The organism is Dactylosporangium sp. NPDC049140 (assembly GCF_040648435.1).
Window position 1 is genome coordinate 81262 of record NZ_JBEZDS010000038.1, and the last position, 23672, is coordinate 104933.

Below are 23672 nucleotides of genomic sequence, written 5' to 3' on the forward strand. Positions count from 1 at the left end.
CTACTTCTCCACGAGCGGTTCGATGAGCACGGCGTCCTGACTCTCCTGGTCCAGCGGCTCGACGTCGTCGGCCTTGCCGGTGGGGTCGAGCTTCAGGAACTTCTTGCCGTTGTCGACCACGAACGTCTTGGCGTTGAGCCAGACGGTCTTGGCGGTGACGGCGAGGTTCCACAGCTTGACCTTGCCGCCGGTGAACACCGTGGTGAGGTCCAGGATGGCGACCTGCTTGGCCCCCACGACCGGGTAGGCCAGCCAGTGCCCGTCGGGGGAGATCCGCGCGCCGTCGTCGGCCGCGACCGGCAGCCCGCAGAACTTCTTGACGATCTTGAACGGCTGGTCGAACTGGAGCAGGGCCAGGCACATCGAGGTGTCCGGCGCGACCGCCTTGAGCTCGGCGTAGACGCCGCCGTTGTCCTGGGTCCCGCCGAACACGCGCAGCACGGTGCTGTCCCAGGTGGGGCTGTACCCGCGCTCGGTGTGCCAGACGTCGAAGCCCTTGTCGTCGTTGCTGATCACGAGGTTGGTGCCGACGAAGGCGATCGGCTGGGTGTTCACCGGCACGTCGACCGAGTTGCCCTGGGTGATCTTCTTGGTCTTCTCGTCGCTGCGGGTGCCGACGTTCATCTTGCCCTTCGACGCCCAGGCCACGGTGCTGCCGTCCTTGGCCACCGTGATGTTGGTGGCGTCGTCGACGAGCACCTGCTGCTGATCGTCGTCGTCCTGCAGGACGAGCTGCTTGTCGCCGTCGGGCTGGGTGTTGACCACCAGGTAGCCGTCCTTGGCCTGGTAGGCCGCGGTGACGGTGCTCTTGGCCGGCAGCTGGAGGCGGACCCGGGTGGCCGCCTCGGCGCTGGAGCCGATGCCGGTGACCTCGCGCATGTCCGACGAGGACGTCGGGGCGGTGGGCGAGTCGGTCGTCGACGGGCGCTGCGCGGGGCTCTCCTGGGCGGCCGGGCCGGGCGGCTGCGGCGCGCCGGCGGGCCCGCCGCCGGTCAGCGTGTGCAGGACCGCGACGGACGCGGCGGCGATCGCGACGAACCCGGTCAGCCCGGTCACCGCGGCGCGCCGTCGCCGGCGCACGCGCGCGGCGCCGCGGATGGCGACGTCGGCGAATCCGTCCAGCGACGTGAGCGACCCGGGCGGGGCGCTGCCCGCCTTGGCCGCGAACGTCTCGCGGAGCTCGTCTTCCAGCATGCTCGTCACGTCCCCAGTCACACTTCAACCGGCTCTTCGACCGGCGCCTCGACCACGGTGTCCGTGGGTAGAAGCGCCTCAGCCTCGGCAAAAGGTTGTTCCGGGTCTTCGGCCTCGTCAACTTCCGGCACGACGGGTGCCGGAACGGGGTCGCTGGGAGGGCGTGCGGGCTGGGCTTTCGTGGCGGGGCGTACACCCTCCGCGCTGAGCTTCTCACGCAGCGTGGCCAGGGCGCGGGAGGTCTGGCTCTTGACGGTGCCGACGGAGACGCCGAGCAGGCGGGCGGTCTCGGCCTCGGACTGGTCCTCGTAGTACCGCAGCACGAGCACGGCCCGCTGCCGGTTGGGCAGGTTGCGCACGTGCCGCCACATGGCGTCGCGCTCGAGGCTCGCCTCGAGCTGGTCGGCCGCGGCGCTCTCGGGCAGGATCTCGGTCGGGCGCTCGCCGTGCCAGCGCCGCCGCCACCAGCTGGTCGCGGTGTTGACGAGCACGCGGCGCGCATAGGGCTCGACGGCCTCGATGTGCCCGAGCCGCTTCCAGGCGAGGAAGGTCTTGGTTAGCGCGATCTGGAGAAGGTCCTCCGCGGTGGCCCAGTCGCCGGCCAGAAGATAGGCCGTGCGCAACAGCGCCTTGGAGCGAAGCCCGACGAACTCACGAAAGTCTTCCTCGCGGAACTCTGCGTCGTCCGGCACCGGCCGCCCCCTCCACCCTCCGCGCCCACGTACGAAGACGCATACGAGGGGTCGCGAGGTTGCACCACGGCACAGACTTTCAGGTAACTCTCAGGCTCAGGTGCCGTCGTCCTCGCCGGTGACCGCGCGGCCCAGGCGGGCCTCGACGGCCTCGGGCTCGTACATCTCCTCGACAATGCGCAGGTAGAGCTCATTCGGGTTGGGCAGGTTGCGGATATTGCGCAGCGCCTGATCCTGGCCGGCGGACTCCAGCTCGAAATGGCCGTAGCCGAACATGCGGCCCGTCAATGACTGCACGTATTTCATGTCCGTGACCCGCTGCAGCGGCATCATCGCCACATTGCGCGTGAAAATGCCCGATACGACCATTACCCGCTTGTTGGTGAGGATGAATCGGTCGTACCACCAGTCGGTGACCTTCCACGCGCACCACAACACCACCAGCGCCCAGACGATCACGACTCCGGTGCGCAGTTGTTCCTGGTTGTGCTTGGTTAGCCAGCCCGCGATGTAGCCCATCGCGATCGTCGCGAAGATCGCGATCAGGCCCTCCTTGGCCAGCTGGATCCAGTGCCGTTTCCACTCCCCCCGGAACTTCTCGGTGGGGAACAGGTAGCGGGCCGCGTGCCGGCTGGCCTCGTCCTCCAGGGGCGCCATCCGGCTGCCGGGCGGCACCGACGGCACCGCCTCGCCGCCCTGGAGCCGGGCGAACTCGTCCTGGGAGAAGGAGGGCGGGGCGCCGCCGTACTGCGGTGCGGCCGAGCCGCGGGCGTGCGCGCCGTCGGTCATCGAGTCCGCGTACGGATCGGAGACGAACTCGTCGCCGTCGGTGGTGTAGTCGGCGTGGGCCGTCTCGTCGCCGCTGTGCGTCGCCTCGTAGTCGCGCGCGGCCTCGTAGTCGGAGGTCGGCGAGTACTCGATCGGCGGCTCGTCGGACGAGGTGTAGTCGGCCCGCGACTCGGGGCGTGAGCCCGGTCGGGCGCGGGGGATCGGCTCGGTGTCCCGGTCCTGGTTCCGCCGGTCGTTCGGGTCGTCCTCGGGGGGCTCGGCGCCGGTCGACATGGGCCGGCCTTAGGCGACGAGGCTGGAGAAGAAGTCGCCGAATCCCGTGGCGATGTCCATGATGCCGCCGCCGATGGACTTGAACACCTCGGCGGCCGACTGTGGCCGATATGCCACGAAGAAAATGAGGAAGGCAATGCTTCCCCAGGTGAGGACCTTCTTGACCATCGCCGTCAATCCCCTCCCCGCGGCGTCGCACATCAACGCCCCGGCGAACTCAGCGTATCAGCTGCGCGGCACAGGGTGCAGGTGCGCCGCGCCGAGCGTCGGCTCGGAGCTCGATCCTAGTCGCGGCTGTCTACGCCTTGCCGTGAAGATATGGCGACGGCGCGCCGTAGACGAGTTGGGCCGGCACGTCATCCGAGAGATCGTGCAGGTCCAGCTCCTCGTCGAGGAGATATCCGGCCGCGGCGGGCCAGGTGACGACGTAGATCCACATGCCGGCCGCCTCGCCGACGTACGCGCATCGATCCTCGGGCGACTTGGCCATCCACAGCGGGGTCGGCCAGCCGGCGGCCCGGACTCGCGCGTGCGCGACGGTGCTGGCGATGTCCCCGTCGAAGAAGGGCCCGGGGTCGGTGCCCGGGATGCCGGCGAAACGCGTGCCGAGCCCGATGCCGGGCTCCTCGGCGATGATCACGCAGTCGGCCGGGCCGTGCTCGACCGGCCCCGGCCCGCTGCACGCCACGGCGGTCGCCCGGACCCCGGAGCGCTCGTCGCCGACCCACCCGACCCCGGTGACCGTCCAGCCGCTCGGCAGCGGCCACGGGCACCACAGCGGCGTCGGCCGCTTGTCCCCGGCGCGGGCCGCGGCGCCGACCAGCTTCGCCTTCGCGGCGTCGACGATCTCGGGGCCGATGTGGTGCGCGACATGCAACGGCAGCACCGCACCGTCGGCGTCGCAGCGCCAATCGGAGTGCATCAGGTCCGGCGGCCGCACCGGACCACCACAGCGGGGACAGCTGACTGCGACGCCCATGTACCCACCGTAAGGCCGTTCAGGGGTTTCCGACCCCGTACTGACGGATCCAGGTATGCATGGCGATGCCGCTGGCGACCCCGGCGTTGATGGAACGCGTGGAGCCGTACTGCGCGATCGAGTACACCGCGCCGCACGCCGTCCGGGCGGGTTCCGAGAGGCCAGGCCCCTCCTGGCCGAAGAGCAGCACGCACCGCTCGGGCAGCTCCGCGCGCTCCAGCGGCCGGGCGCCGGGCAGGTTGTCGATCCCGACCAGCGGCAGATCCTCGGCCTGTGTCCAGGCCAGGAACTCCTCCACGTCCGGGTGATGGCGGACGTGCTGGTAGCGGTCGGTGACCATGGCCCCGCGCCGGTTCCACCGCCGCCGCCCGACGATGTGCACGGCGGCGGCCAGGAACGCGTTGGCGTTGCGCACGACGGTGCCGATGTTCAGGTCGTGCTGCCAGTTCTCCACGGCGACGTGGAACGGGTGCCGGCGGGTGTCGAGGTCGGCGACGATGGCCTCGAGGCGCCAGTAGCGGTACCGGTCGACGACGTTTCGGCGGTCGCCCTCGGCCAGCAGCTGCGGGTCGTAGTGGGCCGCGGCCGGCCAGGGCCCCGCCCACGGGCCCACGCCCACCTCGAGCGTCGGCTCGATCTCCATCCGGGCACTGTATTGGAGGCCGGCCGGGTGAGAAGGGTTGGCCAGCCCACCCGACCGGCGCTCGCGGCGCGCGCCGTGGTCCCGCCGCTCAGCGGCGCAGTCCGCGCGTCAGTTCAAGGGCGATGCCGTTGACGAACCGGCGCTCCGCCAGCTGGATCTCCACCCCGGCGAGCCGGATCCGCGCGGCCTGCCAGGCGGTCCGCCCCACGCTGGCGGCGATGTCCATCAGCCACTCCCCGTAGGCGAGGGCGACGTCGGGCCCGATCCGCTCGGCCAGCAGCCGTACGGCGTACCCGCAGTCGGCGAGCACCGCGGCCGGCTCGGCGGCGGTGTCGTCGATGTCGTTGTCGGTGAGCTGCTCGGCGAAGATGGCGGCCACCACCCCGCGGACGAGCAGCGCCCGGGACCGCTGCCCCGCGGCGATGGCCTCGACGCCGGCGACGGCGTCCACGCGCTCGTCCCCGGCGCACGCCGCGACGAGCACGGCGCGGGGCAGCCGGACGAGCAGGTCCCACTCCGGCCGCCGCAGCGGCAGGTCGACCCCCACGGCCGGACGGCCGGACGGGCCGGATGCGGGCTTGCTCGGCATAGCAACCTCCCACCGCCGAGCGTATGCCGAAACACCCGCCGGCAGCGCCGCTTTGCTTGGGCAAAACGGTTGCGGGCGGCCGCCGTCCGGCACCCAAACTGGACCCTCGCGCCGATAGGGGAGGACCGCGCCGTGGAGATCTGGACCGAGGAGCCGCTGGCGGGTGGGGCGGGCGCGGCGACCGGCGCGGTGACGCGCCTGACCGGGCGGGTCCGCGGGCACCCGGTCGCCCTGATCCGCAAGGAGTTCCGCCCGGTGACGACCGGCCGCCACGCGGCGGCGGCCCAGGACCCGCGGCACTGGGCGTACTGGCGGCGGGAGGCTCTCGCGTACGCGTCCGGGCTGCTGCCGGCCGGCCCCGGGCTCCGGGCCCCGCGCTGCTACGGCGTCGCGGGCGACGTCGTGTACCTCGAGGACGCCGGGACCGCCCCGGAGTCCGCGGCGGTCGCGGCCCGCCGGCTCGCGCGATGGCAGTCGGCCGCGCCGGTGCCGGACCGGCCGTGGCTGGCCGGCGACCAGCTGGTCCAGCGCCTGGCGGTCACCGACCTCGACTGGCGGGCGGTCGGCGCGGACCCGCGGCTGGCCGCGCTCTGGGCCCGCCGCGGGGAGCTGCTCGCCGCCCGGGCGGCCGTGCCGCGGGTGCTCAGCCACGGCGACTTCCACCTCGGCCAGCTCCGGGCCGTGGGGGACACGACGGTGGTGCTCGACTGGGCGACCCTGGGCCTCGGCCCGGTCGGCGCCGACCTGGCCCAGCTGGCGCTGAGCACGCTGCGCGACCCGGTGCCGGACTACCTGGCCGGGAGCCGGTTCGCCCCGGCGGCGGTCCGCACCGGCTACGCCACCACCCTGGCCCTGACCGGCGCGAGCCGCGTGCACTGGATGCTGAGCGCGGGCGTCCCGGTGCCGGCCGGGTACCAGGAGTTCGTCGTTGCTCAGGTCTGCACCATGCAGCCCCAGCCGTCGTAGATGCCGTCGTGGTTCTCGACGATGCCGCGGACCTTCCACGTCATCTCGTGCAGCGCCGGAGGCTCGACCGCGTCGCGACGGATCGCCTGCAGGACGAAGTCGCCCTCGTCGCCGCGCTCCACGGTGACCGCGAAGCCGTCCTCGCGCAGCGCCTCGGCCGAGGACTCGGCGCGGTCCGGGTCGGGGAAGTACGCCAGGAACTCCACCGCCCGCGGCGCGCTCAGGCGGTCGCCGTGGGCCTCGAGCTCCTGCACGACCTGGTTGTCGTCCATGATGTTGCGCTGCCAGGCGTCGGGCGTCAGCTCGTCGCGGACCCGGGTCCAGCCCGGGTCGGAGGCGACGCCGGTCTTCGGGGCGATGCCGGCGATCGCGGGCAGCGGCGGCGGGGTGCTCTCGGCGGGCAGGTAGCCGGTGATCCGCCCGGCGTTGTCCGACAGCACGCGGCCGACGAGGGCGCCGCCGGCGGAGCGGAGGATCTGGCGCACGGCCGCGTCGAGCTCGTGGATCGACGCCAGCTCTTCGGCGGCCGGCATGCCGCTGGCGCCGTCACCGGTGTAGGTGAACTCGACGTCGAAGCGCTGCGGGAACCGGGCGACCGGAGCGGCCTCGACCGCGCCGAGGTCGATGTTGTACATCGCGAGCCGGCCGCCCACCTCGCCGGGGTAGACCGCCCAGCGCTCCTCCCACGCCGGTTCCCGCCCCAGCAGCTTGCGGAGCAACCCCACGCCGTCCTCCTTGACGTTGCCTGGTTCTACGACTTCGGCTCCGGGAAGCTCGGTGCCTCCGGGCCCGCGTGCGACTTCTTCGGCACCATCACGCGGCGCCGGAAGACGCAGACGAGAGTGCCGTCCTGCTTGTACCCCTTGGTCTCCACCGTCACGACGCCGCGGTCTTCCTTGGACGCCGACTCGCGCTTGTCCAGCACGACGGTCTCGCCGTAGATGGTGTCGCCGTGGAAGGTCGGCGCGGTGTGCCGCAGCGACTCGACCTCCAGGTTGGCGATGGCCTTGCCGGACACGTCGGCCACCGACATGCCCAGCAGGATCGAGTAGATGTAGTTGCCGACCACGACGTTGCGCTGGAACTGCGTCGACGTCTGCGCGTAGTGGGCGTCGAGGTGCAGGGGATGGTGGTTCATGGTCAGCAGGCAGAACAGATGGTCGTCGGACTCGGTGACCGTCTTGCCCGGCCAGTGCCGGTAGACCGCGCCGACGTCGAACTCCTCGAAGTACCGGCCGAACTGCATCGTCGCCCCCTCTTTCAGGTGTCAGCGCAGCATGCCGGGCCGGATCGGGCACTCGAAAGAGGGACGCGGGCAAGTGTGACAAAACGCAGCAAGCGGCGGGGCTCATCGGCGCCCGCCGCCCACGCTTCGTGGTGGATATCTTGGTACCGCAACCGGCTCGTTCGCAACGCTCCGTATAGAGACGCGCGTCACATTCTCGCGATATAGAGCGTGCTCGCTACGCATGGTGACGGCGGTCGCACTACGGAGAGTTATCTGTTGTCTTGCGGTAAAGTCCGGTGCCGATGGAACGGTTGAACACCCGGGGGCGTGTGCTGCGGATCGTGGCGGCACTGGTCTTCGGCGCCCTGACCCTGGCCGGCACCTTCTGGGGCGACGACACGGTGTTCCCGTTCGCGCCGTTCCGGATGTTCTCCACCGCCGACGACCCCAACGAGCCCGTGCTCGTGCTGCGCACCGACGGCATCGACACGACCGGCCGGAAGTTCGAGCTCAACGAGGACAACGCCGGGGTGCGGCGGGCCGAGATCGAGGCCCAGATCGATCGCTTCAAGGCCGACCCGGCGCTGCTGCACTCGGTGCAGGAGTCGTTCGCCGCGCGCAACCCGGGCCGGCCGCCGCTCGTCGAGGTGGACATCGTCGAGGTGCAGCACCACCTGCACAACGCCCAGCCGACGGGGGAGATCACCGAGGCGGTTCTGGCGAGGTACCGCCCATGACGCGCTGGCTCTTCGCACCCGTGCCCAAGGCGCGCGTCGCCGCCTTCCGCACCCTGGTGTACCTGTTCATCCCGCTCGACCTGGTCTTCTTCAGCGCCTGGATCCGGTCGCACGGCAACCTGCCGGGCAACCTGTACCAGCCGCTGGTCGTCGGCGACCTGCTGCACCTGCCGACGCCGACCCACCTGCTCGTCAACGCGATCTACTGGGCGCTCATCCCGCTGTCGCTGCTCGCGGCGACCGGGCGCGCCCACCGCCTGCTCGGCTGGGCGGTGTTCGCGCTGTACTTCGAGTGGATGATCATCGCGATGAGCTACGGCAAGATCGACCACGACCGGTACGCGATCCTGGTCGCCCTCGCCGCGCTGCCCACCGCCGGCAAGGCCCGCCACGGCGACCGGACCCCGTCCGAGGCCGGCGGGTTCGCGCTGCGGGTCACCCAGATCGCGGTCATCGCGACGTACTTCCTCGCCTCCGTCGCCAAGCTGCGCTACGGCGGGCTGGAGTGGCTCACGGGCGCGACGCTGACCCGCTCGTTCATCCGCCGCGGCACGGTGCTGGCCCAGTGGCTGCTGAAGATCCCCGGGTTCACGACCGTCTCGCAGTTCGGCATCGTCGGCTTCGAGCTCTTCAGCCCGGTCGTGTTCTTCGTCCGGCCCAGGTGGCGCTACGCGATCGTGGCCGGCTTCTACCTGTTCCACCTGCTGACGTTCAGCCTGATCACGATCTCGTTCATCCCGCACCAGATCGTCATGGCGGGCTTCCTGCCGCTGGAGAAGGTCACCCCGATCGAATGGTTCCGCAGGTGGCGCGGCCGGGCCGCCGATCCCGAGCCGGCGGAGCCCGTCGGCGCGGCGTGACCCGCTACGCCCGCGCCCGCGCGGGATGGTCCGGCGGGAGGGCGCAGGCCGCGGTGCCGCCGGGCATGCGGTGGCGGTTGCGGGCGACCCAGCGGTACGCCGGCCAGGCCAGCGCGGTGACCGGGCGCAGGCCCAGGACCGCACCGGCCGCGCGCCAGAGCGGGCCCGCGCCCTTGAGCAGGTCGGCGATGGCGGCCGGGCCGGCGCTCGTCCGGCCGGGGGCCACGTAGCAGACCGCCGAGCTCACCTGCTCTTCGGTCAGCCCCAGCGCGCCGAGGTCGGCGAACTGCCAGGCGACGACCTCGGCGGCGGGCCTGATGCGCCGCTCGATGAAGCGGGCGCATGATGAACAAAAGGCACAGTCGCCGTCGAAGACGAAGACCGGACGTTCGATTGCCGCCACGTGACCATCATCCCGCAGACAGGTTGGGAATGTCCGTAAGGGGTAGCTGGTTATGACGGTGCATACCTTGAGGACGCCCTGAGGGATCGGAGCAGACAAGCATGGCAACCGTAGAGCTGACCGCGGAGAACTTCGCCGAGAAGATCGGTGGGGAGGGCATCACCCTCGTCGACTTCTGGGCATCCTGGTGCGGGCCGTGCCGGACGTTCGCGCCGGTCTACGAGCGCGTGTCCGAGCTCAACCCCGACATCACCTTCGGCAAGGTCGACACCGAGGCCGAGCAGGTGCTCGCCGCCGAGTTCAACATCCGCTCGATCCCGACCCTGATGATCGTGCGCGACGGCGTGGCGCTCTACTCCGAGCCCGGCGCCCTGCCCCAGCAGGCCCTCGAGTCGCTGATCCAGCAGGCCCGCGAGCTCGACATGGAAGAGGTCAAGTCCAAGGTCGCCGAGGCCAAGGCGGCCGAGGAGCCGGTCGACGAGGCCGTCGAGGACCCCTCCGTCACCAAAGCCTGACCCACGGTAGTACCCCGCCGAGCCTCCTTGCGTCCCATTAGAACGCGTGTTCGAATGAACCCGTGCGATGGGACAACCTCAAGGCGACCGGCGGTCCTGGCACCGGTGACCCCGGGCGGCCGCGAGCGCTACCGCTCGCCCTGCCCGGGGCCGTTGTCCGGACCTTCGACACGCCCGAGTTCCGCGGCGTCACGTTCTACGAGGTCCAGGCCAAGTCGCTGATCAACAAGGTGCCGGGCGCCTCGCGGGTCCCCTTCCAGTGGACCCTCAACCCCTATCGCGGCTGCTCGCACGCCTGCGTGTACTGCCTGACCGGCGACACCGCGATCCTCATGGCCGACGGCACCACCCGGCCCCTGGCGCGGCTGAAGGTCGGCGACGAGATCGTCGGCACCGTGCGGGACGGGCGGCTGCGGCGCTACACCACGACCCGCGTGCTCGCGCACTGGCAGACCGTCAAGCCCGCGCACCGCGTCACCCTCGCCGACGGCACCGCGCTGGTGGCCTCGGGCGAGCACCGGTTCCTCACCGACCGCGGCTGGAAGCACGTGACCGGGGCCCGGCACGGCCGCAGCCGGCGGCCCCACCTCACCACCGCCAACCGGCTCGCCGGGTTCGGCGCGCTGCCGCCCGCCCCGCCGCTCGACGACGCCGGCTACCGGCGCGGTTACCTGTGCGGCTTCGTCAACGGCGACGGGCACGCCTCCCCGGTCCCGCCCGAGGTGCGGCATCGCGCCGACGACTACGCGGCGGCCTGCGGGGGCCTGCACGCGCTCGCCCGCGACGCGCGCGAGTTCGCCGGGGCCAGCGTGCGCGACGCGAGCGCCGTGCTCGACTGGCCGGAGGCGCCCGGGCCCGCGTGGCGGCTCGGTTTCGTGGCCGGGCTCTACGACGCGACCGGCTCCCTCGCCGGCGGCCTGCCCCGCTTCGACGTGGTCGACAAGGTCGTGGCCGACTGGCTGGTCGAGTGCCTGGAGCGCTCCGGATTCGCCGCCTGGTCAGGTGATCCGTTCGAGGGCGTCCGCGTGCTCGGCGGTCCCCGCGAGCGGGTCCGTTTCGGCCTGCGCTTCGCCCCGGCCCGGGCCACCGGCGTCCCGGCCGGCGAGCAGGTGCGCGGCGACGAGTCCCTGCGCGTCGCGGCGGTCGAGCCGCTGGGCGTCGACCTGCCGATGTACGACATCACGACCGGCACCGGCGACTTCATCGCCAACGGGGTCGTGAGCCACAACTGCTTCGCCCGGCACACCCACACCTACCTCGACCTCGACGCCGGCCACGACTTCGACACCCAGATCGTGGTGAAGGTCAACGCCGGCGAGGTGCTGCGCCGCGAGCTGTCCGCGCGCACCTGGACCGGCGGCCACCTCGCCATGGGCACCAACGTCGACTGTTACCAGCGGGCGGAGGGTCGCTACCGCCTCATGCGGGAGATCCTCGCCGCCCTGCGCGACCACGCCAACCCGTTCTCGATCCTCACCAAGGGCACGCTGATCACCCGCGACCTCGACCTGCTGCGGGAGGCCGCCTCGGTCACGTCGGTGAGCCTGTCCATGTCGGTCGGCTTCATCGACGAGACCTACTGGCGCGCGGTCGAGCCGGGCACCCCGAGCCCGCGCCGCCGCCTCGACGCCATCCGCCGGTTGAGCGACAACGGCTTCGAGGTGGGCGTGCTCATGGCCCCGATCCTGCCCGGGCTGACCGACACGCCGGAGTCGATCGACGCGACGGTCGCGGCCCTGTCGGCGGCGGGCGCGGCGAGCATCGTGCCGCTGGCCCTGCACCTGCGGCCGGGCGCCCGGGAGTGGTACCGCGCCTGGCTGCTGCGCGAGCACCCGGAGCTGGGGCCGCGCTACCGGGAGCTGTACGGGGACGGGTCGTACGCGCCGCAGTCCTACCAGCGCGAGATCTCGGCCCGGGTCCGGCTGGCGGCCCGCCGCCACGGGATGCGCACTGGCGGCACGGGCACGACCCGGATGGGCGGCCCCGAGGAAGGCCCGCCCGCGCAGCAGCCGAAGCCCGCGCAGAAGCCGGAGCCCGAGCAGCTCACCCTGCTGTAGGACTCAGGGGGAAGGCGAGGGCGAAGCACGCCTCGACGAGGGCGTTGAGGTCCTCGTGGGGGTCGGCGGCCCAGCGCATCAGCGCCGTGTCGAAGGCCGCGAACGCCACCGCCACCAGGACCGCCGGCTCCAGGTCGGTCGCCGGGTCGGTGCGCGTGCGCCGGGCCAGCTCCTCGGTCAGGGTCTGCTTCCAGGCGGTCTGGCGCTCCAGATAGCGCCCCAGCAGGGCCGGCGTCTCCATGGTCACGCGAGTCAGCCGGCCGGCCTTCTCCGGGTGCTCCCAGAACTTGTCGGTGAAGACGCGCAGGGCCTGGCGGACCGCCTCGGCCGGGGGCTCCGCCGGCGGGCGGGCCTGCAGGGCCGCGCTCAGTCGGCGGCCCAGGTCGGACAGGAACTCGATGATGACGTCTTCCTTGGACTGGAAGTACCGGAAGAACGTCCGCCGTGACACGCCCGCCGCCGCGGCCATCTGGTCGATCGTCGTCTCGTCGAAGCCCTGGAAGGCGACGAGCTTCAGGGCGGCCTCGGCCAGCTCGTCGCGGACGAGCTGGCGTTTGCGTTCCACGAGGCTCACCCGGTCATCTTACGTCCCGGACGGCAGTTTTGGCATGCAGGGCCCTAGTTGACACTGAGTGTCAGCCGCGGCATCCTGGGACTCATGCGGTGGACCGAAGAGCAGGTGCCGGCGTTGACCGGCAAGACGTTTCTGGTGACCGGGGCCAACAGCGGGCTCGGGTTCGAGACCACCAGGGCGCTCGCGGGCAAGGGCGCTCACGTGATCATGGCGGTGCGCAACCTCGCCAAGGGGGAGGCGGCCCGGGCGCGGGTCGAGGGCAGCACCGAGATCAGGCAGCTCGACCTCGCCGACCTCGACAGCGTGCGGGCGCTCGCCCGGGCGCTGCACGACGAGGGCCGGACGATCGACGTGCTCGTCAACAACGCCGGCGTGATGATGCCCCCGCGCGCGCTCAGCGCGCAGGGCCACGAGCTGCAGTTCGCGGCCAACCACCTCGGGCACTTCGCGCTCACGCTGCTCGTGCTCGACCTGGTGGCCGAGCGCGTGGTGACGGTCAGCTCCGGCCTGCACCGGGGCGGGCGCATCCACTACGAGGACCTCGACGGCGCGAAGCAGTACAACCGCCAGGCCTTTTACAGCCAGTCCAAGTTCGCCAACGTGCTCTTCGGGCTCGAGCTGCACCGGCGGCTGCGCGCGGCCGGGGACCCGCGGCGCAGCCTGCTCGCGCACCCGGGCTACTCGGCGACGAACCTCCAGCTCAGCGGCCCGACCGGGGCGCTGCGCACCTTCATGCGCATGGGCAACGCGATGCTCGCGATGCCGGCCGCGCAGGGCGCGCTGAACATCCTCTACGCCGCGACCGAGCCCGGCGCCGAGAGCGGGCAGTTCATCGGGCCCGACGGGTTGCGGGAGTTCCGCGGGTGGCCCGGCATCGTGCCGCCCGACCCGAAGGCGACCGACGAGGCCGACGCCGCCCGGCTCTGGACCCTGTCGGAGCAGCTCGCGGATGTGCAACTTTCAGGTGCTGACCTGCGCCGATAGCGGCAATTGGCAGTCTTCCTTTCCGAACGGCGGGCGGGGGCGGGTTCAATCCGACCAGCCATCGCAGGGAGGGAAGTCGATGCGTAACCGGAAACTGATGAGCGCGCTGGCGGCCGTGGGCCTGGCCGCGGCCGCCGCGCTCGGGGTCGCCATACAACAGCCGACGGCGCACGCGGCGTCCGCGTACAACTACGCCGAGGCGCTGCAGAAGTCGATCTGGTTCTACGAGGCCCAGCAGTCGGGGCCGAAACCCGCGTGGAACCGCGTGAACTGGCGCGGCGACTCCGCGTTGAACGACGGCTCCGACGCCGGGCTCAACCTCACCGGCGGCTGGTTCGACGCCGGCGACCACGTGAAGTTCGGCTTCCCGATGGCCTTCTCGACCACGATGCTGGCCTGGGGTGCCGTCGAGTACCGCGACGCCTACGTCCGCTCCGGCCAGCTGACCAACCTGGTGAACAACCTCAAGTTCGTCAACGACTACTTCATCAAGGCGCACCCGAGCGCCAACGTCCTCTATGGACAGATCGGCAGCGGCAACCCCGACCACGCCTGGTGGGGGCCGGCCGAGGTGATGCCGATGGCGCGCCCGTCGTACAAGATCGACGCCACCTGCGGCGGCTCGGACCTGGCCGGCGAGACCGCCGCCGCGATGGCCGCCTCCTCGATCGTGCTGCGCCCGACCGACCCCACCTACGCGGACACCCTGGTCGCGCACGCGAAGCAGCTGTACACGTTCGCCGACACGGTCCGCAAGAAGTACTCGGACTGCATCACCGACGCCGCGAGCTACTACAACTCGTGGAGCGGCTACAACGACGAGCTCGTGTGGGGCGCGATCTGGCTGTACCGGGCCACGAACGACAGCAGCTACCTCGCCAAGGCCGAGAGCGGCTACGACAACCTCAGCAACGAGAACCAGACCACCACGAAGTCGTACCGCTGGACGATCGCCTGGGACGACAAGTCGTACGGCTGCTACGTGCTGCTGGCCAAGCTGACCGGCAAGCAGAAGTACGTCGACGACGCCAACCGCTGGCTGGACTACTGGACCGTGGGCGTCAACGGCGCGAAGGTGCCGACGTCGCCCGGCGGGGAGGCGGTCCTCGACAGCTGGGGGTCGCTGCGGTACGCCGCGAACACCTCCTTCGTCGCGTTCGTCTACAGCGACTACCTCACGGACGCGACCCGCAAGGCGCGGTACCACGACTTCGGCGTCCGCCAGATCAACTACATCCTCGGCGACAACCCGCGGAACTCGAGCTACATGATCGGTTTCGGGGCCAACCCGCCGAAGAACCCGCACCACCGCACCGCGCACGGCTCGTGGTCCGACAACATCAACGAGCCCGCGCAGTCGCGCCACACGCTCTACGGCGCCCTGGTCGGCGGCCCGACGTCGGCGAACGACGCCTACACCGACAGCCGCAACGACTACACGATGAACGAGGTCGCCACCGACTACAACGCCGGGTTCACCAGCGCCCTGGCCCGCATGTACGGCGAGTACGGCGGCACCGCGCTGACGAACTTCCCGGTCGCGGAGACCCCGGACGGGCCCGAGATGTACATCGAGTCCTCCATCAACACCCCCGGCACGACCTTCACCGAGGTCAAGGCCCTGGTCTACAACAAGTCGGCGTGGCCGGCCCGGGCCCTGACCCAGGGCTCTTTCCGCTACTACTTCACCCTCGACGGCGCCACCACGCCGAGCCAGATCTCGCTCTCGAGCGCCTACAACCAGTGCTCCGCGCCGACCGGCCCGACGCTGGTCAGCGGCAGCACGTACTACGTGACCGTGAGCTGCGCCGGGCAGAACATCGCCCCGGCCGGGCAGTCCGCGTGGCGGCGTGAGGTGCAGTTCCGCATCACCTCGGCCGGCTCCTGGGACCCGTCCAACGACTGGTCGCTGCCGGCGGGCGCCACCCAGGCCGCGAACAGCCACATGACGCTGTTCGACGGGGCCACCAAGGTCTGGGGCGACGCGCCGGGCACGGGTCCGGCCGACACCACGGCGCCGAGCGCGCCCGGCAAGCCGGCGTTCACGGGCGTCACCGCGACCGGGGCCACCGCGACCTGGGCCGCGTCCACGGACAACGTGGGGGTGACGAGCTACCGCGTGTACAACGGCAGCACCCTGGTGGGGACCAGTGCGACGACGTCGCTGGCGATCACCGGGCTGACCCCGTCGACCGCGTACTCGTTCACCGTCGTCGCGCTCGACGCGGCCGGCAACGCCTCGGCCGCCTCGCCGGCCGGGACGGTCACGACGGGGGCCCAGACCGGCGACGTGACCCCGCCGAGCAAGCCGGGCACGCCAGTGGCCTCCGGGGTCACCGCATCGGGGGTGACGCTCACGTGGGCCGCCTCGACGGACGCGGTCGGCGTCACCGGGTACGACGTGCTGCGTCTCGGCGGCACGGCCGGCCCGGTGGTGGTGGCCACGGCGACGGGGACCACCGCGAGCGTCACCGGGCTCACCGCGAACACCGCCTACCAGTTCGCGGTGCGGGCCAAGGACGCGGCCGGGAACCTCTCGACGACCTCCGACCCGGTGTCGGTGACCACGACCGGCGGCTCGACGGGCAAGACGTGCTCGGCCACGTACAAGGTCACCAACCAGTGGGGTGACGGCTTCAACGGCGAGGTGACGGTGACGAACACCGGCACCACGGCGCTGGCCGGCTGGACCGTCTCGTTCACGTTCCCGGGCAACCAGAAGATCAGCAACGGCTGGTCGGCGGTCTGGAGCCAGTCGGGCGCCGCGGTGACGGCGGCCAACGCCGACTGGAACGGCACCCTCGCCCCGTCGGCCTCGGTCGCGCCGGGCTTCGGGGCGAGCTACTCGGGGACGAACGCGGCCCCGGCCACGCTCACGTGCACCGCACGCTGAGCCGGTAGATCACGATGTCGCCGGCGGACCAGGCGTACGTAGCCTGGTCCGCCAGGCGCGGGGACTCCCGGCCCTGCGCGCGGTCGACGAGGATCCAGCGCACCCGCTGGTCCCACAGCCAGCGCAGCCGGTCGGGGGTCGGCTCGTAGATTGTGGCGACGTACTCGTCCGGGGAGCTGTGCGCGCGCAGCCGGCGGGCGCCGGCGGCCTGGTCGGGGGTGACGCGCACGTGGTAGGAGGTGCCGAGGTCGGCGTGGTGCACGGCGTCGTAGGGCAGCCCGGCGCCGTCCGCGAACAGCACGACGGTGAGCGCCGCGGCCCGGCCGCGGGTGGCCGCCGCGACGGCGAGCACCAGCGCCGCGAAGACGTAGACGGGGAGGAGCGCATCCCAGGAGTGGTGTACGTGCGGCAGCGAGACGAACGCGGCGAGCACCGACAGGCCCGCGGCGCCGGCCCGGCCCGCCCGCGGCACCCGTCGCACGCCGGCCGCGGACAGGATCACCCCGAAGGGGTAGCCGGCGATCGCGAAGAAGTGCTGGCCCCAGGAGTTGTGTCAGATCAGCAGGGTCGCCGTGAGGCCCGCCGGCGCCGCCCCGGCGAGGAAGCGCTCGACGGGCCCCCAGGGGACGAACAGCCACAGCGCCACCGCGACTACCGCCCACGACCAGCTTCGCGGGGGCCGGTGCGGGTACTCGGGCGTGCGCAGGTGGCGGCGCAGCAGGATGACCGTCAGGATCGGCCAGGCCCACAGGACCGGGCGGGCGGCCGTCCCGGCGATGAGGCCGATCGCGGTGCCGAACGCCAGATCCTCGACCAGGCTGAGCCGGCGGGTCACTCCGGGTTGAACGCCGCGGAGGGCCTCTCAGTTGCGGCTTCGGTTGCGGCTTCAGTTGCGGCGGCCCAGCCGCTGCATCGCGCGTTTGCGGGCCGGCGACTCGATCCACTCGATCGGCACCGAGCGCAGCAGGCGGCCCATGACCCGGGCGTTCATCGAGGTCACGAGGTCGGTGACGGGCAGGCCGGGCAGCCCGTAGAGCCGCCGGGCCCAGGTCGGCAGCAGCCCGATCGCCAGCGCCGAGACGCTGAACTGGGCGCCCCGGACGGGGGTGAGGCCCAGCCCGTACGGCAGCGGCGGCACGGTCAGGAAGATCCCGGTCGCGGCCGAGTCCGCGGTGAGCTCGAGGCTCGGGCGCATCCGCTCGTAGTAGGCCTCGACGGCGGCCACCGAGTCGGGGACCGTCGCCGGGTCGAGGCCGACCAGCGCGGCGGTGCGGGTCTGCTCCCGGAAGTACTCGTCGGCCTCCTGCGGGGTGAGCCGCAGCCCCCCGCGCACGACCGCGGTCAGGAACGACTCGACCTCGGTGACGTGTACCCACCGCAGCAGCTCGGGCTCGTCGACGCGGAAGCGCTGTCCGGTGCGCCGGTCGACCGCGGTCATCCGGGCGTGCAGGGCGCGGACCCGCTCGCCGGCGCGCTCGGCCTCCTCGGTGGTGCCGTAGATCACGGTGGTCACGTAGGTCGAGGTGCGTGCCAGGCGGCCCCAGGGGTCCTGGCGGTACCGGCTGTTCTGCTCCACCCCGGCGACGGCGCGCGGGTGCAGGGCCTGCAGGTAGAGGCTGCGCAGCCCGCCGACGGTGACCATCGGCTCGCGGTGCACGCGCCACGTGACGGAGCCGGGGCCGAAGAGGCCCTGATCTTCCCTCACTGCGTTGTTTCTTCCGCCCGCCGACGTTGGCACGCCGGACAGAGGCCCCAGAACGTGACCTCGGCCTCATCCAGGACGAAGCCGTGGGCCTGGGACGGGGTCAGGCAGGGCGCCTCGCCCACCGCGCAGTCCACGTCGGCGATCTCGCCGCAGCCGCGGCACACGACGTGGTGGTGGTTGTCGCCGACCCGCGCCTCGTACTTCGCCGGGCTCCCGGCGGGCTCGATGCGGCGGGCCAGGCCGGCCCGGGAGAGCGCGCTGAGCACGTCGTACACCGCCTGGGTCGAGACCGTGTCGAGGCGCTGGCGCACCCGGACCGCGATCTGCTCGACGTCGAGATGGCCGCGGGACTGTTCGAGGACCTCCAGCACAGCCAGCCGGGGTCGCGTCACTCGCAGACCCCGGGCGCGCAGCAGATCCTCACCCGACACCATTCCATGAGACCACGCAGCCTGGAACCGTTCAAATGTTTCCGGGCTCTTGAACCTAGGATCTCCCACACGGGTACCCCCCGAGGGGGAGGATCCGTAACTGGAACGAGGAGGCTTCGTGTTCGATCGTGTCACTGGTATCCCGGCCCATCCGCTGTTCATCCACGCGGCGGTCGTGCTGGTGCCCCTGCTGGCGCTGGTCGCCGTCCTCTACGGCGTATGGCCGGCCAGCCGCCGGCACATCCGCTGGCCGCTCGTGGCGTTCGCGATCGCCGCGCCGATCTCGGTGTTCTTCGCCAAGGAGTCCGGCGAGTCGTTCAGCACCAACCGGGCGTTCCAGTCGCCGCAGCTGAAGGCGGCGATCACGGAGCACGAGGGCTACGCCGACAAGCTGTTCTGGGTGATCCTGGGCCTGGCGGTGGTGGCCCTGGTGATGGCGTTCATGATCCCCGCGAGCCGCGAGGGTACCGAGCGGATCAAGGCCCCGGCCGTGGCGCACTACGTCGTCGCGGGCCTGTCGGTGATCCTGGCCGCCGCGGCGGCGTTCTACGTGTACAAGACCGGCGACAGCGGCGCGCACATGGCGTGGGAAGGCTTCTAGGCCCGGCGCGCCTCCACCTGCTGCAGCCGGCCTCCTGGCGGTCTACAGCAGGTGGAGGCGCTCCCGCTCGCCCTGGGGGTTGACCATCGTGATGCTGCCGCCGCCCTCGTCGGCGAGCCCGCGAACCAGGTCGTAGACCAGCAGGGCACGGTTGATCGTGTCCGTCTTGGAGTCGCCGGTCGCCTCGCAGCTGCGGGTGAGCGCCCCGAACGCCTTCGGCGTGAGGTTGACGGTGATGCGCACGAGGCCGCCGCCGTCGCCCGCGGGCGTGTCCGGCTCCGTCCCGGCCCTGCGCTTCCGAGTTCCCGGCGCGACTCCGCCAGTTGCGTCGATGACGCGCTCCGCTGCTGCCACGGACCCTCCTCGAGGTCGGCTCGATGCAGTGGTCATCATGACGATTCGCGGACAACTGCTGCATCGATGGCGCTTGCGAGGCTTCGACTGTACCCCGGCCGCGCCCTCATCTGCACCTGCGGATGCATATGAAATGCATATGCGACACTCCTGCCGCCCGCCTGCGAACGCCGGATCGCTCACGGTAGGGTGGCGTTCCGGAGGGCCACGATCTGTCACCTGACAAGATCGATGGCCGCCAGGTCAGGCGATCAGGCCGAGGGGGGTTCATGACGCGATCGCATCGGCTGGGAGCCGTCTGCGCATGGACGGCCCCGGCGCTCGTCGCGGCCGGACACTCGTAGCGGCCGCCCCGTCCGCGGCCGGCGCGTCCCTCGGGGGCGAGCGCCGCCGCGGTGCGGGGTGCTGCCGCCGACCAGACGCGATCTTCCTCGAGGAGAGCTTTATGCCGCGGAGCCAGGGCGCCGCCGTCAGTCGCCGCCGCCTGCGATCGTTGCTGCGCAAGATCCGCATGGATCGGGACATGACGCAGAAGGAGATAGCCGATGCGCTCGAATGGTCATCCACCAAGGTGATGCGTATCGAAATGGGCAAGGTGAGCATTAATGTCACCGATTTGCGCGCCATACTGACCGGCTATGGCGTCACCGATCCAGCCGAGGTGGAATCGATGCTCAATCTGGCTCGCGCCGCCAGCCGTGGCGCCGACACCATCAGCGGCCGCTACCGCAACGTCCTGTCGAAGGAGTTCGCCGAGTTCCTCGAGAACGAGGAGGCGGCCCGCATCATCCGCCAGCATGAGCCGACGCTGATCCCCGGCCCGCTGCAGACGCGCGAATACGCGACCGAAATCATGCGCCTCACGGCCGAGGACCCGCTTCCCGAGGAGATTCGCGAGCAGCGCATCAATGCCCGCCTCGAGCGCAAGGCGATACTGACCGACGAGGACGGCCCGCAGGCGTTCTTCATCATCGACGAGGCGGTCCTGCACCGCCCGATGGGCAACGGGGCCGACCCCTCGCTCATGGTCGAGCAGGCCGAGCACCTGCGGGAGATGGCGGCGTATCCGAACATCACGATCCAGGTCATGCCGTTCAGTGCCGGCTTCTATCCGGCGCTGCGGTCGGCGTTCGTCCTCCTGGAATTCGAGGACCCTCTGGACAACGGCCTGCTGTACATGGAATCCATCAAGGACCAGCTGATCGTCCGGGACGACTTCGACGTCATCGCCCGATACGTGGACCGGTTCCAGGACATGGAAAGCCGCGCCAGCCGACCCCAGGACATCGGCTCGGTCATCGACGCGGCGACGCAGCGCCTAAAGGCCGTCTGACCGCCGAAAAATACCCAGAACTGGTGATGCCGGCGGATGTCAACGGGCCGCATCCGCTGGTCGGGATTGCCGATCGCCAATATACTTCTGGGATGTTCGGCTAGCCCGACCGCCCGGGGCTCCGTGTGCCGACGACGGCGGACGGGGTTGGGGAGGATCAGTGGTTGGCGACGATCGGGGCGCGCCGGTCTGGCGGCACAGCTCGGCGAGCGGCCAGGACGGCTGCGTCGAAATCGCCGAGCGCGACGATTCGGTGCTGATCCGGGATTCGAAGAACCCGGACGGGCCGATGCTGGCGGTCGACCCGCGCGACTGGCGGCGATTCGTCGCGTACGTGACGCGCTGACGCCTCAGTGCCGCGGCCGGCGCCGATTGCGCCGTCGCCTTCTCGGGCGCTGCGCCGGCGGGCGGGGCGGGTGGGCCTTGGCCGGCAGGCGCCGCCGGCCGGCCGGTGGGTGAAGTCGGCGATCGCCGTCGACGCGAACCGGGGCGGAGCGCCCCTCGCGGGCCGCGCGGTGCAGCGTGCGCCAGGCGTCGCTCAGGGTCAGTGCGCTCAGGGCGAGAAACACCGACAGCGTGATGAGCGCGTGGGCGCCGACGGCGAGGCAGGCGACGACGCCGACCACCGGCGGACCCATCGCCGTGCCGATGACCACGGACCGGATCACCGCCCGGGCGGAGCGATCGCCACGACCCCGGAGCGAGATCTCGATCGACAGGCCGAGGATGCGCACGTGGGAACTGGCCGCGATGTCCTCGCCGTCGGCCCGGGGGCCCGGCACCCGCTCCCGCTCGTCGTCGGACGCGGTGAGGTCGATCCAGTGGACCTGTCGCTGCAGTCGATCGCGCCGGGCCATCGCGAACACCTCGCTTCGGGACCAGCGAGGCAATTGATCTTGTCACGTGACAAGTAGCCTGGTTGCGGTCCGCTTGCCTACAGAGTGTAGCGCGACGAAACGCCACCGCACATGAACAAGCGTCAAAGCGGTGGCGCATTTCGGTGTAGGCGGGGGAGGATCTCTGCCCGGGCGGTCAGAAGAGGACGCGGCCGCAGAGGATCAGGAGCAGGACCAGCATTACCGCGCCCGCGAAGATGCCCATGCCCTTCGTCAGGATCGTGGCCGCCTGCTCCTCGCGGTCGATGCGCTCGCCGTCCTGGGCCGGCAGTGTGCGCGGCGGGGCGGGGGTCTCGACCACGGGCGGGCGCCAGCCGTGCGGCGGCGGGGTGCTGCGCGGCGCGCCGGTGTACGGGACGCTCGCCGGCGGGGCCGGGGGAGGCGGCGGAGCCGTCTCGCTGCCCTCCGCGGGCCGTCGCCAGAACGCGTCGTCGCTCACGTCACCGACCTTACCCACCGCCGGGGCGCAAACCCGGCGGTGGGCGCCGGATCGGCTAGTCGTTCTCGAGCTCGCTCAGCTCGGCCAGGGACATTGGCCGGGTCGCGTCGGGGTCCTGCTGGTCGAGACGGAGCGTCTCCTGCTCGTCGGCGGAGGGGTCGCCGGCGGGCTCGGGGGTGGGTTGTGTCATGCCGCGAGTGTGACCCGCGCACCACGCGGGCGACTGTCGTCATTCGGCCACTTTCCGGCAAACTCCCGGGGGTACTCTCGCAGCCGTGGCAGGTACCAGCGGGTGGGCGCCCACCGATGAGCAGCGTGAAGTGAGCTTCGAGGACTTCGCCGAGGAGCTGGTCGTGCTCCCGGACCACACCACCGACGACACCGACGCCGGTTGGGGCGAGCGCGCGTCGACGAACGACGACCGCCTGCTCTCCGACCGTCCGCCGCACTGGGAGTAGCCGGCGGGGTACACCAGAACGCCCGGTCTTCGCAGGCCGGGCGTTGGTGTGTGGCCGAAGTCAGGAAGAGGCGGACGACCCGCCGCTCGACGACGAGGACGAAGACGTCGAGGTGCTCGCGGCCGGCTTCGAGTCGGTCTTGGTCTCCGTCTTGGTGGACGTCGACTCGCTCTTCGTCTCGGTCTTGGTGGAGGACGAGGACGCCGGCTTGCCGGTGGAGCGGGAGTCGGTGCGATAGAAGCCCGAGCCCTTGAACACCACGCCCACCGCCGAGAACTGCTTGCGCAGCCGGCCCTGGCACTCCGGGCACTCGGTCAGCGACTCGTCGGTGAACGACTGCACAGCCTCGAGCTGGTGGCCGCACACCGTGCAGGCGTACTGGTAGGTAGGCACCGCTCAGCCTCCATCATTGGCACTCTGATACTCCGAGTGCCAATGATGCGGTATCGGGCACCCCTTCGTCCAATGGACGTGCGCGGTGTCATAGCCCAGCAACGCTCCGCAGACGCGCTGGTCATGCGGCTCGGCCGGGATCTTCCGCACCAGCTCCCCGGGGTAGAGCAGGACGATCGCAGGCGCCTGGACCCGATGCAGGACCCGGTCGTACGAGCCGCCGCCCTGCCCGAGCCGGGTGCCGTCCTCGGCCACCGCGAGCCCCGGCAGCAGCACCAGCTCCGCCGACCCGATCGCGTCCGGGCCGAGCCGCGGGCCGGCCGGCTCCCGCAGACCGAACCGGCCGGGGGCGAAGGTGTCGTCGTACACCGCCCAGTCCAGGTCGTTGTCGTCCAGCAGGACGGGCAGCAGGAGGCGCTCGGCCACGGCGGTCAGGGCGGGCACGAGGTCCGGGCCGCCCGGCTCCAGGTCGAGCGGCACGTAGGCGGACACGGTCCGGGCGCCGGCTCGGCGTACCAGATCCGCCGCCGCCGCGGCAAGGGCCCGGTCGGCGCCGGCCCGCACGGTCGCGGGCAGGGCGCGGCGGGCGGACCGGATGTGCGCCCTGAGCTCGGATTTGGGGGACAACTCGGGCAGTACCACTCGATTCCTCCTGATCTGTGACAGCATCGCATCAAACCGATGGG

32 protein-coding genes are annotated in these 23672 nt (G+C 71.4%); 11 read left to right on the top strand and 21 right to left on the bottom strand.

Annotated elements, in window-relative coordinates; translation table 11 throughout:
- The 7 genes from AB0B76_RS41665 to AB0B76_RS41695 all read right to left on the bottom strand — a co-directional run bounded on the left by AB0B76_RS41665 (position 1) and on the right by AB0B76_RS41695 (position 5159).
- Entirely contained in the window at positions 1–1194 is a 1194-nt protein-coding gene (locus AB0B76_RS41665) for a hypothetical protein (protein WP_360386150.1), read from the bottom strand.
- 17 nt (positions 1195–1211) lie between these two features.
- Entirely contained in the window at positions 1212–1886 is a 675-nt protein-coding gene (locus AB0B76_RS41670; RefSeq protein ID WP_360386153.1) for a SigE family RNA polymerase sigma factor, read from the bottom strand.
- A 96-nt stretch (positions 1887–1982) separates the two neighbouring features.
- Positions 1983–2948: a PH domain-containing protein gene (locus AB0B76_RS41675; RefSeq protein WP_360386156.1), complete on the bottom strand. Its 966-nt coding sequence runs from the start codon at positions 2946–2948 to the stop codon at positions 1983–1985.
- A gap of 9 nt (positions 2949–2957) precedes the next feature.
- A complete protein-coding gene (locus tag AB0B76_RS41680) occupies positions 2958–3116 on the bottom strand; it encodes a hypothetical protein (RefSeq protein ID WP_203853873.1) in 159 nt (52 codons plus the stop codon).
- Positions 3117–3246: 130 nt separating this feature from the next.
- Entirely contained in the window at positions 3247–3927 is a 681-nt protein-coding gene (locus AB0B76_RS41685; protein ID WP_360386158.1) for a DUF6758 family protein, read from the bottom strand.
- Between the two features lie 19 nt (positions 3928–3946).
- The gene (locus tag AB0B76_RS41690; protein WP_360386161.1) at positions 3947–4570 is read right to left on the bottom strand and encodes a TrmH family RNA methyltransferase; all 624 of its coding nucleotides are present in this window, start codon (positions 4568–4570) and stop codon (positions 3947–3949) included.
- An 88-nt stretch (positions 4571–4658) separates the two neighbouring features.
- Positions 4659–5159, bottom strand: a complete 501-nt coding sequence (locus AB0B76_RS41695; RefSeq protein WP_360386164.1) for a hypothetical protein — start codon at positions 5157–5159, stop codon at positions 4659–4661.
- 132 nt (positions 5160–5291) lie between these two features.
- On the opposite strand from AB0B76_RS41695, the gene AB0B76_RS41700 reads away from it, so the two are divergent.
- Positions 5292–6125 (top strand): phosphotransferase, encoded by an 834-nt coding sequence (locus AB0B76_RS41700; protein WP_360386166.1) that lies wholly within the window; start codon positions 5292–5294, stop codon positions 6123–6125.
- On the opposite strand, the gene AB0B76_RS41705 is transcribed toward AB0B76_RS41700, so the two are convergent.
- Entirely contained in the window at positions 6092–6850 is a 759-nt protein-coding gene (locus AB0B76_RS41705) for a DUF695 domain-containing protein (protein ID WP_360386169.1), read from the bottom strand. The genes AB0B76_RS41700 and AB0B76_RS41705 overlap by 34 nt on opposite strands.
- A gap of 26 nt (positions 6851–6876) precedes the next feature.
- Positions 6877–7371 carry a MaoC family dehydratase gene (locus tag AB0B76_RS41710; protein ID WP_360386172.1) on the bottom strand — a complete coding sequence of 165 codons (495 nt, stop codon included), beginning with the start codon at positions 7369–7371 and terminating at the stop codon, positions 6877–6879.
- Between the two features lie 284 nt (positions 7372–7655).
- On the opposite strand from AB0B76_RS41710, the gene AB0B76_RS41715 reads away from it, so the two are divergent.
- On the top strand, positions 7656–8090 hold the full coding sequence (locus AB0B76_RS41715; protein WP_360386175.1) for a hypothetical protein: 435 nt from the start codon (positions 7656–7658) through the stop codon (positions 8088–8090).
- Entirely contained in the window at positions 8087–8950 is an 864-nt protein-coding gene (locus tag AB0B76_RS41720) for an MFS transporter permease (protein WP_360386178.1), read from the top strand. The genes AB0B76_RS41715 and AB0B76_RS41720 overlap by 4 nt, the downstream gene beginning before the upstream one ends.
- 4 nt (positions 8951–8954) lie before the next feature.
- On the opposite strand, the gene AB0B76_RS41725 is transcribed toward AB0B76_RS41720, so the two are convergent.
- The gene (locus AB0B76_RS41725) at positions 8955–9344 is read right to left on the bottom strand and encodes a DCC1-like thiol-disulfide oxidoreductase family protein (protein ID WP_360386281.1); all 390 of its coding nucleotides are present in this window, start codon (positions 9342–9344) and stop codon (positions 8955–8957) included.
- 110 nt (positions 9345–9454) lie between these two features.
- Between AB0B76_RS41725 and trxA the strand changes: the two genes are divergently transcribed.
- Together trxA and AB0B76_RS41735 are read left to right on the top strand one after the other, a co-directional pair.
- On the top strand, positions 9455–9868 hold the full coding sequence (trxA, locus tag AB0B76_RS41730; protein WP_360386181.1) for a thioredoxin: 414 nt from the start codon (positions 9455–9457) through the stop codon (positions 9866–9868).
- A 62-nt stretch (positions 9869–9930) separates the two neighbouring features.
- Positions 9931–11925 carry an intein-containing Rv2578c family radical SAM protein gene (locus AB0B76_RS41735; protein WP_360386184.1) on the top strand — a complete coding sequence of 665 codons (1995 nt, stop codon included), beginning with the start codon at positions 9931–9933 and terminating at the stop codon, positions 11923–11925.
- Here the strand turns inward: AB0B76_RS41735 and AB0B76_RS41740 are convergent.
- Positions 11912–12499 (bottom strand): TetR family transcriptional regulator, encoded by a 588-nt coding sequence (locus tag AB0B76_RS41740; RefSeq protein WP_360386187.1) that lies wholly within the window; start codon positions 12497–12499, stop codon positions 11912–11914. The genes AB0B76_RS41735 and AB0B76_RS41740 overlap by 14 nt on opposite strands.
- Positions 12500–12583: 84 nt before the next feature.
- Between AB0B76_RS41740 and AB0B76_RS41745 the strand changes: the two genes are divergently transcribed.
- Together AB0B76_RS41745 and AB0B76_RS41750 are read left to right on the top strand one after the other, a co-directional pair.
- Positions 12584–13483: an oxidoreductase gene (locus AB0B76_RS41745; RefSeq protein WP_360386190.1), complete on the top strand. Its 900-nt coding sequence runs from the start codon at positions 12584–12586 to the stop codon at positions 13481–13483.
- A gap of 79 nt (positions 13484–13562) precedes the next feature.
- A complete protein-coding gene (locus AB0B76_RS41750) occupies positions 13563–16376 on the top strand; it encodes a glycoside hydrolase family 9 protein (protein ID WP_360386193.1) in 2814 nt (937 codons plus the stop codon).
- On the opposite strand, the gene AB0B76_RS41755 is transcribed toward AB0B76_RS41750, so the two are convergent.
- From AB0B76_RS41755 to AB0B76_RS41770, 4 genes are read right to left on the bottom strand one after another with little or no spacing between them, the layout of a single operon-like run.
- Positions 16357–16878: a hypothetical protein gene (locus AB0B76_RS41755; protein WP_360386195.1), complete on the bottom strand. Its 522-nt coding sequence runs from the start codon at positions 16876–16878 to the stop codon at positions 16357–16359. The genes AB0B76_RS41750 and AB0B76_RS41755 overlap by 20 nt on opposite strands.
- A gap of 51 nt (positions 16879–16929) precedes the next feature.
- On the bottom strand, positions 16930–17211 hold the full coding sequence (locus AB0B76_RS41760; RefSeq protein ID WP_360386198.1) for a hypothetical protein: 282 nt from the start codon (positions 17209–17211) through the stop codon (positions 16930–16932).
- Between the two features lie 51 nt (positions 17212–17262).
- Positions 17263–18081 carry an oxygenase MpaB family protein gene (locus AB0B76_RS41765; RefSeq protein WP_360386200.1) on the bottom strand — a complete coding sequence of 273 codons (819 nt, stop codon included), beginning with the start codon at positions 18079–18081 and terminating at the stop codon, positions 17263–17265.
- Entirely contained in the window at positions 18078–18515 is a 438-nt protein-coding gene (locus AB0B76_RS41770) for a Fur family transcriptional regulator (RefSeq protein WP_360386203.1), read from the bottom strand. Before AB0B76_RS41770 ends, AB0B76_RS41765 begins: the two co-directional genes overlap by 4 nt.
- Before the next feature lie 115 nt (positions 18516–18630).
- On the opposite strand from AB0B76_RS41770, the gene AB0B76_RS41775 reads away from it, so the two are divergent.
- A complete protein-coding gene (locus AB0B76_RS41775) occupies positions 18631–19113 on the top strand; it encodes a DUF2231 domain-containing protein (RefSeq protein ID WP_360386205.1) in 483 nt (160 codons plus the stop codon).
- Between the two features lie 42 nt (positions 19114–19155).
- On the opposite strand, the gene AB0B76_RS41780 is transcribed toward AB0B76_RS41775, so the two are convergent.
- The gene (locus AB0B76_RS41780; protein WP_360386207.1) at positions 19156–19467 is read right to left on the bottom strand and encodes a hypothetical protein; all 312 of its coding nucleotides are present in this window, start codon (positions 19465–19467) and stop codon (positions 19156–19158) included.
- 445 nt (positions 19468–19912) lie between these two features.
- Between AB0B76_RS41780 and AB0B76_RS41785 the strand changes: the two genes are divergently transcribed.
- Both AB0B76_RS41785 and AB0B76_RS41790 read left to right on the top strand, forming a co-directional pair.
- Entirely contained in the window at positions 19913–20800 is an 888-nt protein-coding gene (locus tag AB0B76_RS41785) for a helix-turn-helix transcriptional regulator (RefSeq protein ID WP_360386210.1), read from the top strand.
- Between the two features lie 160 nt (positions 20801–20960).
- Positions 20961–21146 (top strand): DUF397 domain-containing protein, encoded by a 186-nt coding sequence (locus tag AB0B76_RS41790; RefSeq protein WP_360386213.1) that lies wholly within the window; start codon positions 20961–20963, stop codon positions 21144–21146.
- A gap of 4 nt (positions 21147–21150) precedes the next feature.
- Here the strand turns inward: AB0B76_RS41790 and AB0B76_RS41795 are convergent, their stop codons facing one another.
- From AB0B76_RS41795 to AB0B76_RS41805, 3 genes are all read right to left on the bottom strand, one after another.
- On the bottom strand, positions 21151–21657 hold the full coding sequence (locus tag AB0B76_RS41795; protein WP_360386215.1) for a hypothetical protein: 507 nt from the start codon (positions 21655–21657) through the stop codon (positions 21151–21153).
- A 175-nt stretch (positions 21658–21832) separates the two neighbouring features.
- Positions 21833–22135: a translation initiation factor 2 gene (locus AB0B76_RS41800; RefSeq protein WP_360386218.1), complete on the bottom strand. Its 303-nt coding sequence runs from the start codon at positions 22133–22135 to the stop codon at positions 21833–21835.
- A gap of 55 nt (positions 22136–22190) precedes the next feature.
- Positions 22191–22325, bottom strand: a complete 135-nt coding sequence (locus AB0B76_RS41805; RefSeq protein WP_360386220.1) for a hypothetical protein — start codon at positions 22323–22325, stop codon at positions 22191–22193.
- Positions 22326–22410: 85 nt separating this feature from the next.
- Here AB0B76_RS41805 and AB0B76_RS41810 point away from each other — a divergent pair, with 85 nt between their 5' ends.
- Positions 22411–22593 (top strand): hypothetical protein, encoded by a 183-nt coding sequence (locus AB0B76_RS41810; RefSeq protein WP_360386284.1) that lies wholly within the window; start codon positions 22411–22413, stop codon positions 22591–22593.
- A 60-nt stretch (positions 22594–22653) separates the two neighbouring features.
- Here AB0B76_RS41810 and AB0B76_RS41815 read toward each other — a convergent pair whose 3' ends face one another.
- Both AB0B76_RS41815 and AB0B76_RS41820 read right to left on the bottom strand, forming a co-directional pair.
- The gene (locus tag AB0B76_RS41815; protein ID WP_360386222.1) at positions 22654–22986 is read right to left on the bottom strand and encodes an FmdB family zinc ribbon protein; all 333 of its coding nucleotides are present in this window, start codon (positions 22984–22986) and stop codon (positions 22654–22656) included.
- A gap of 3 nt (positions 22987–22989) precedes the next feature.
- Entirely contained in the window at positions 22990–23613 is a 624-nt protein-coding gene (locus AB0B76_RS41820) for a 5-formyltetrahydrofolate cyclo-ligase (RefSeq protein WP_360386225.1), read from the bottom strand.
- Between the last annotated feature and the right edge of the window lie 59 nt (positions 23614–23672).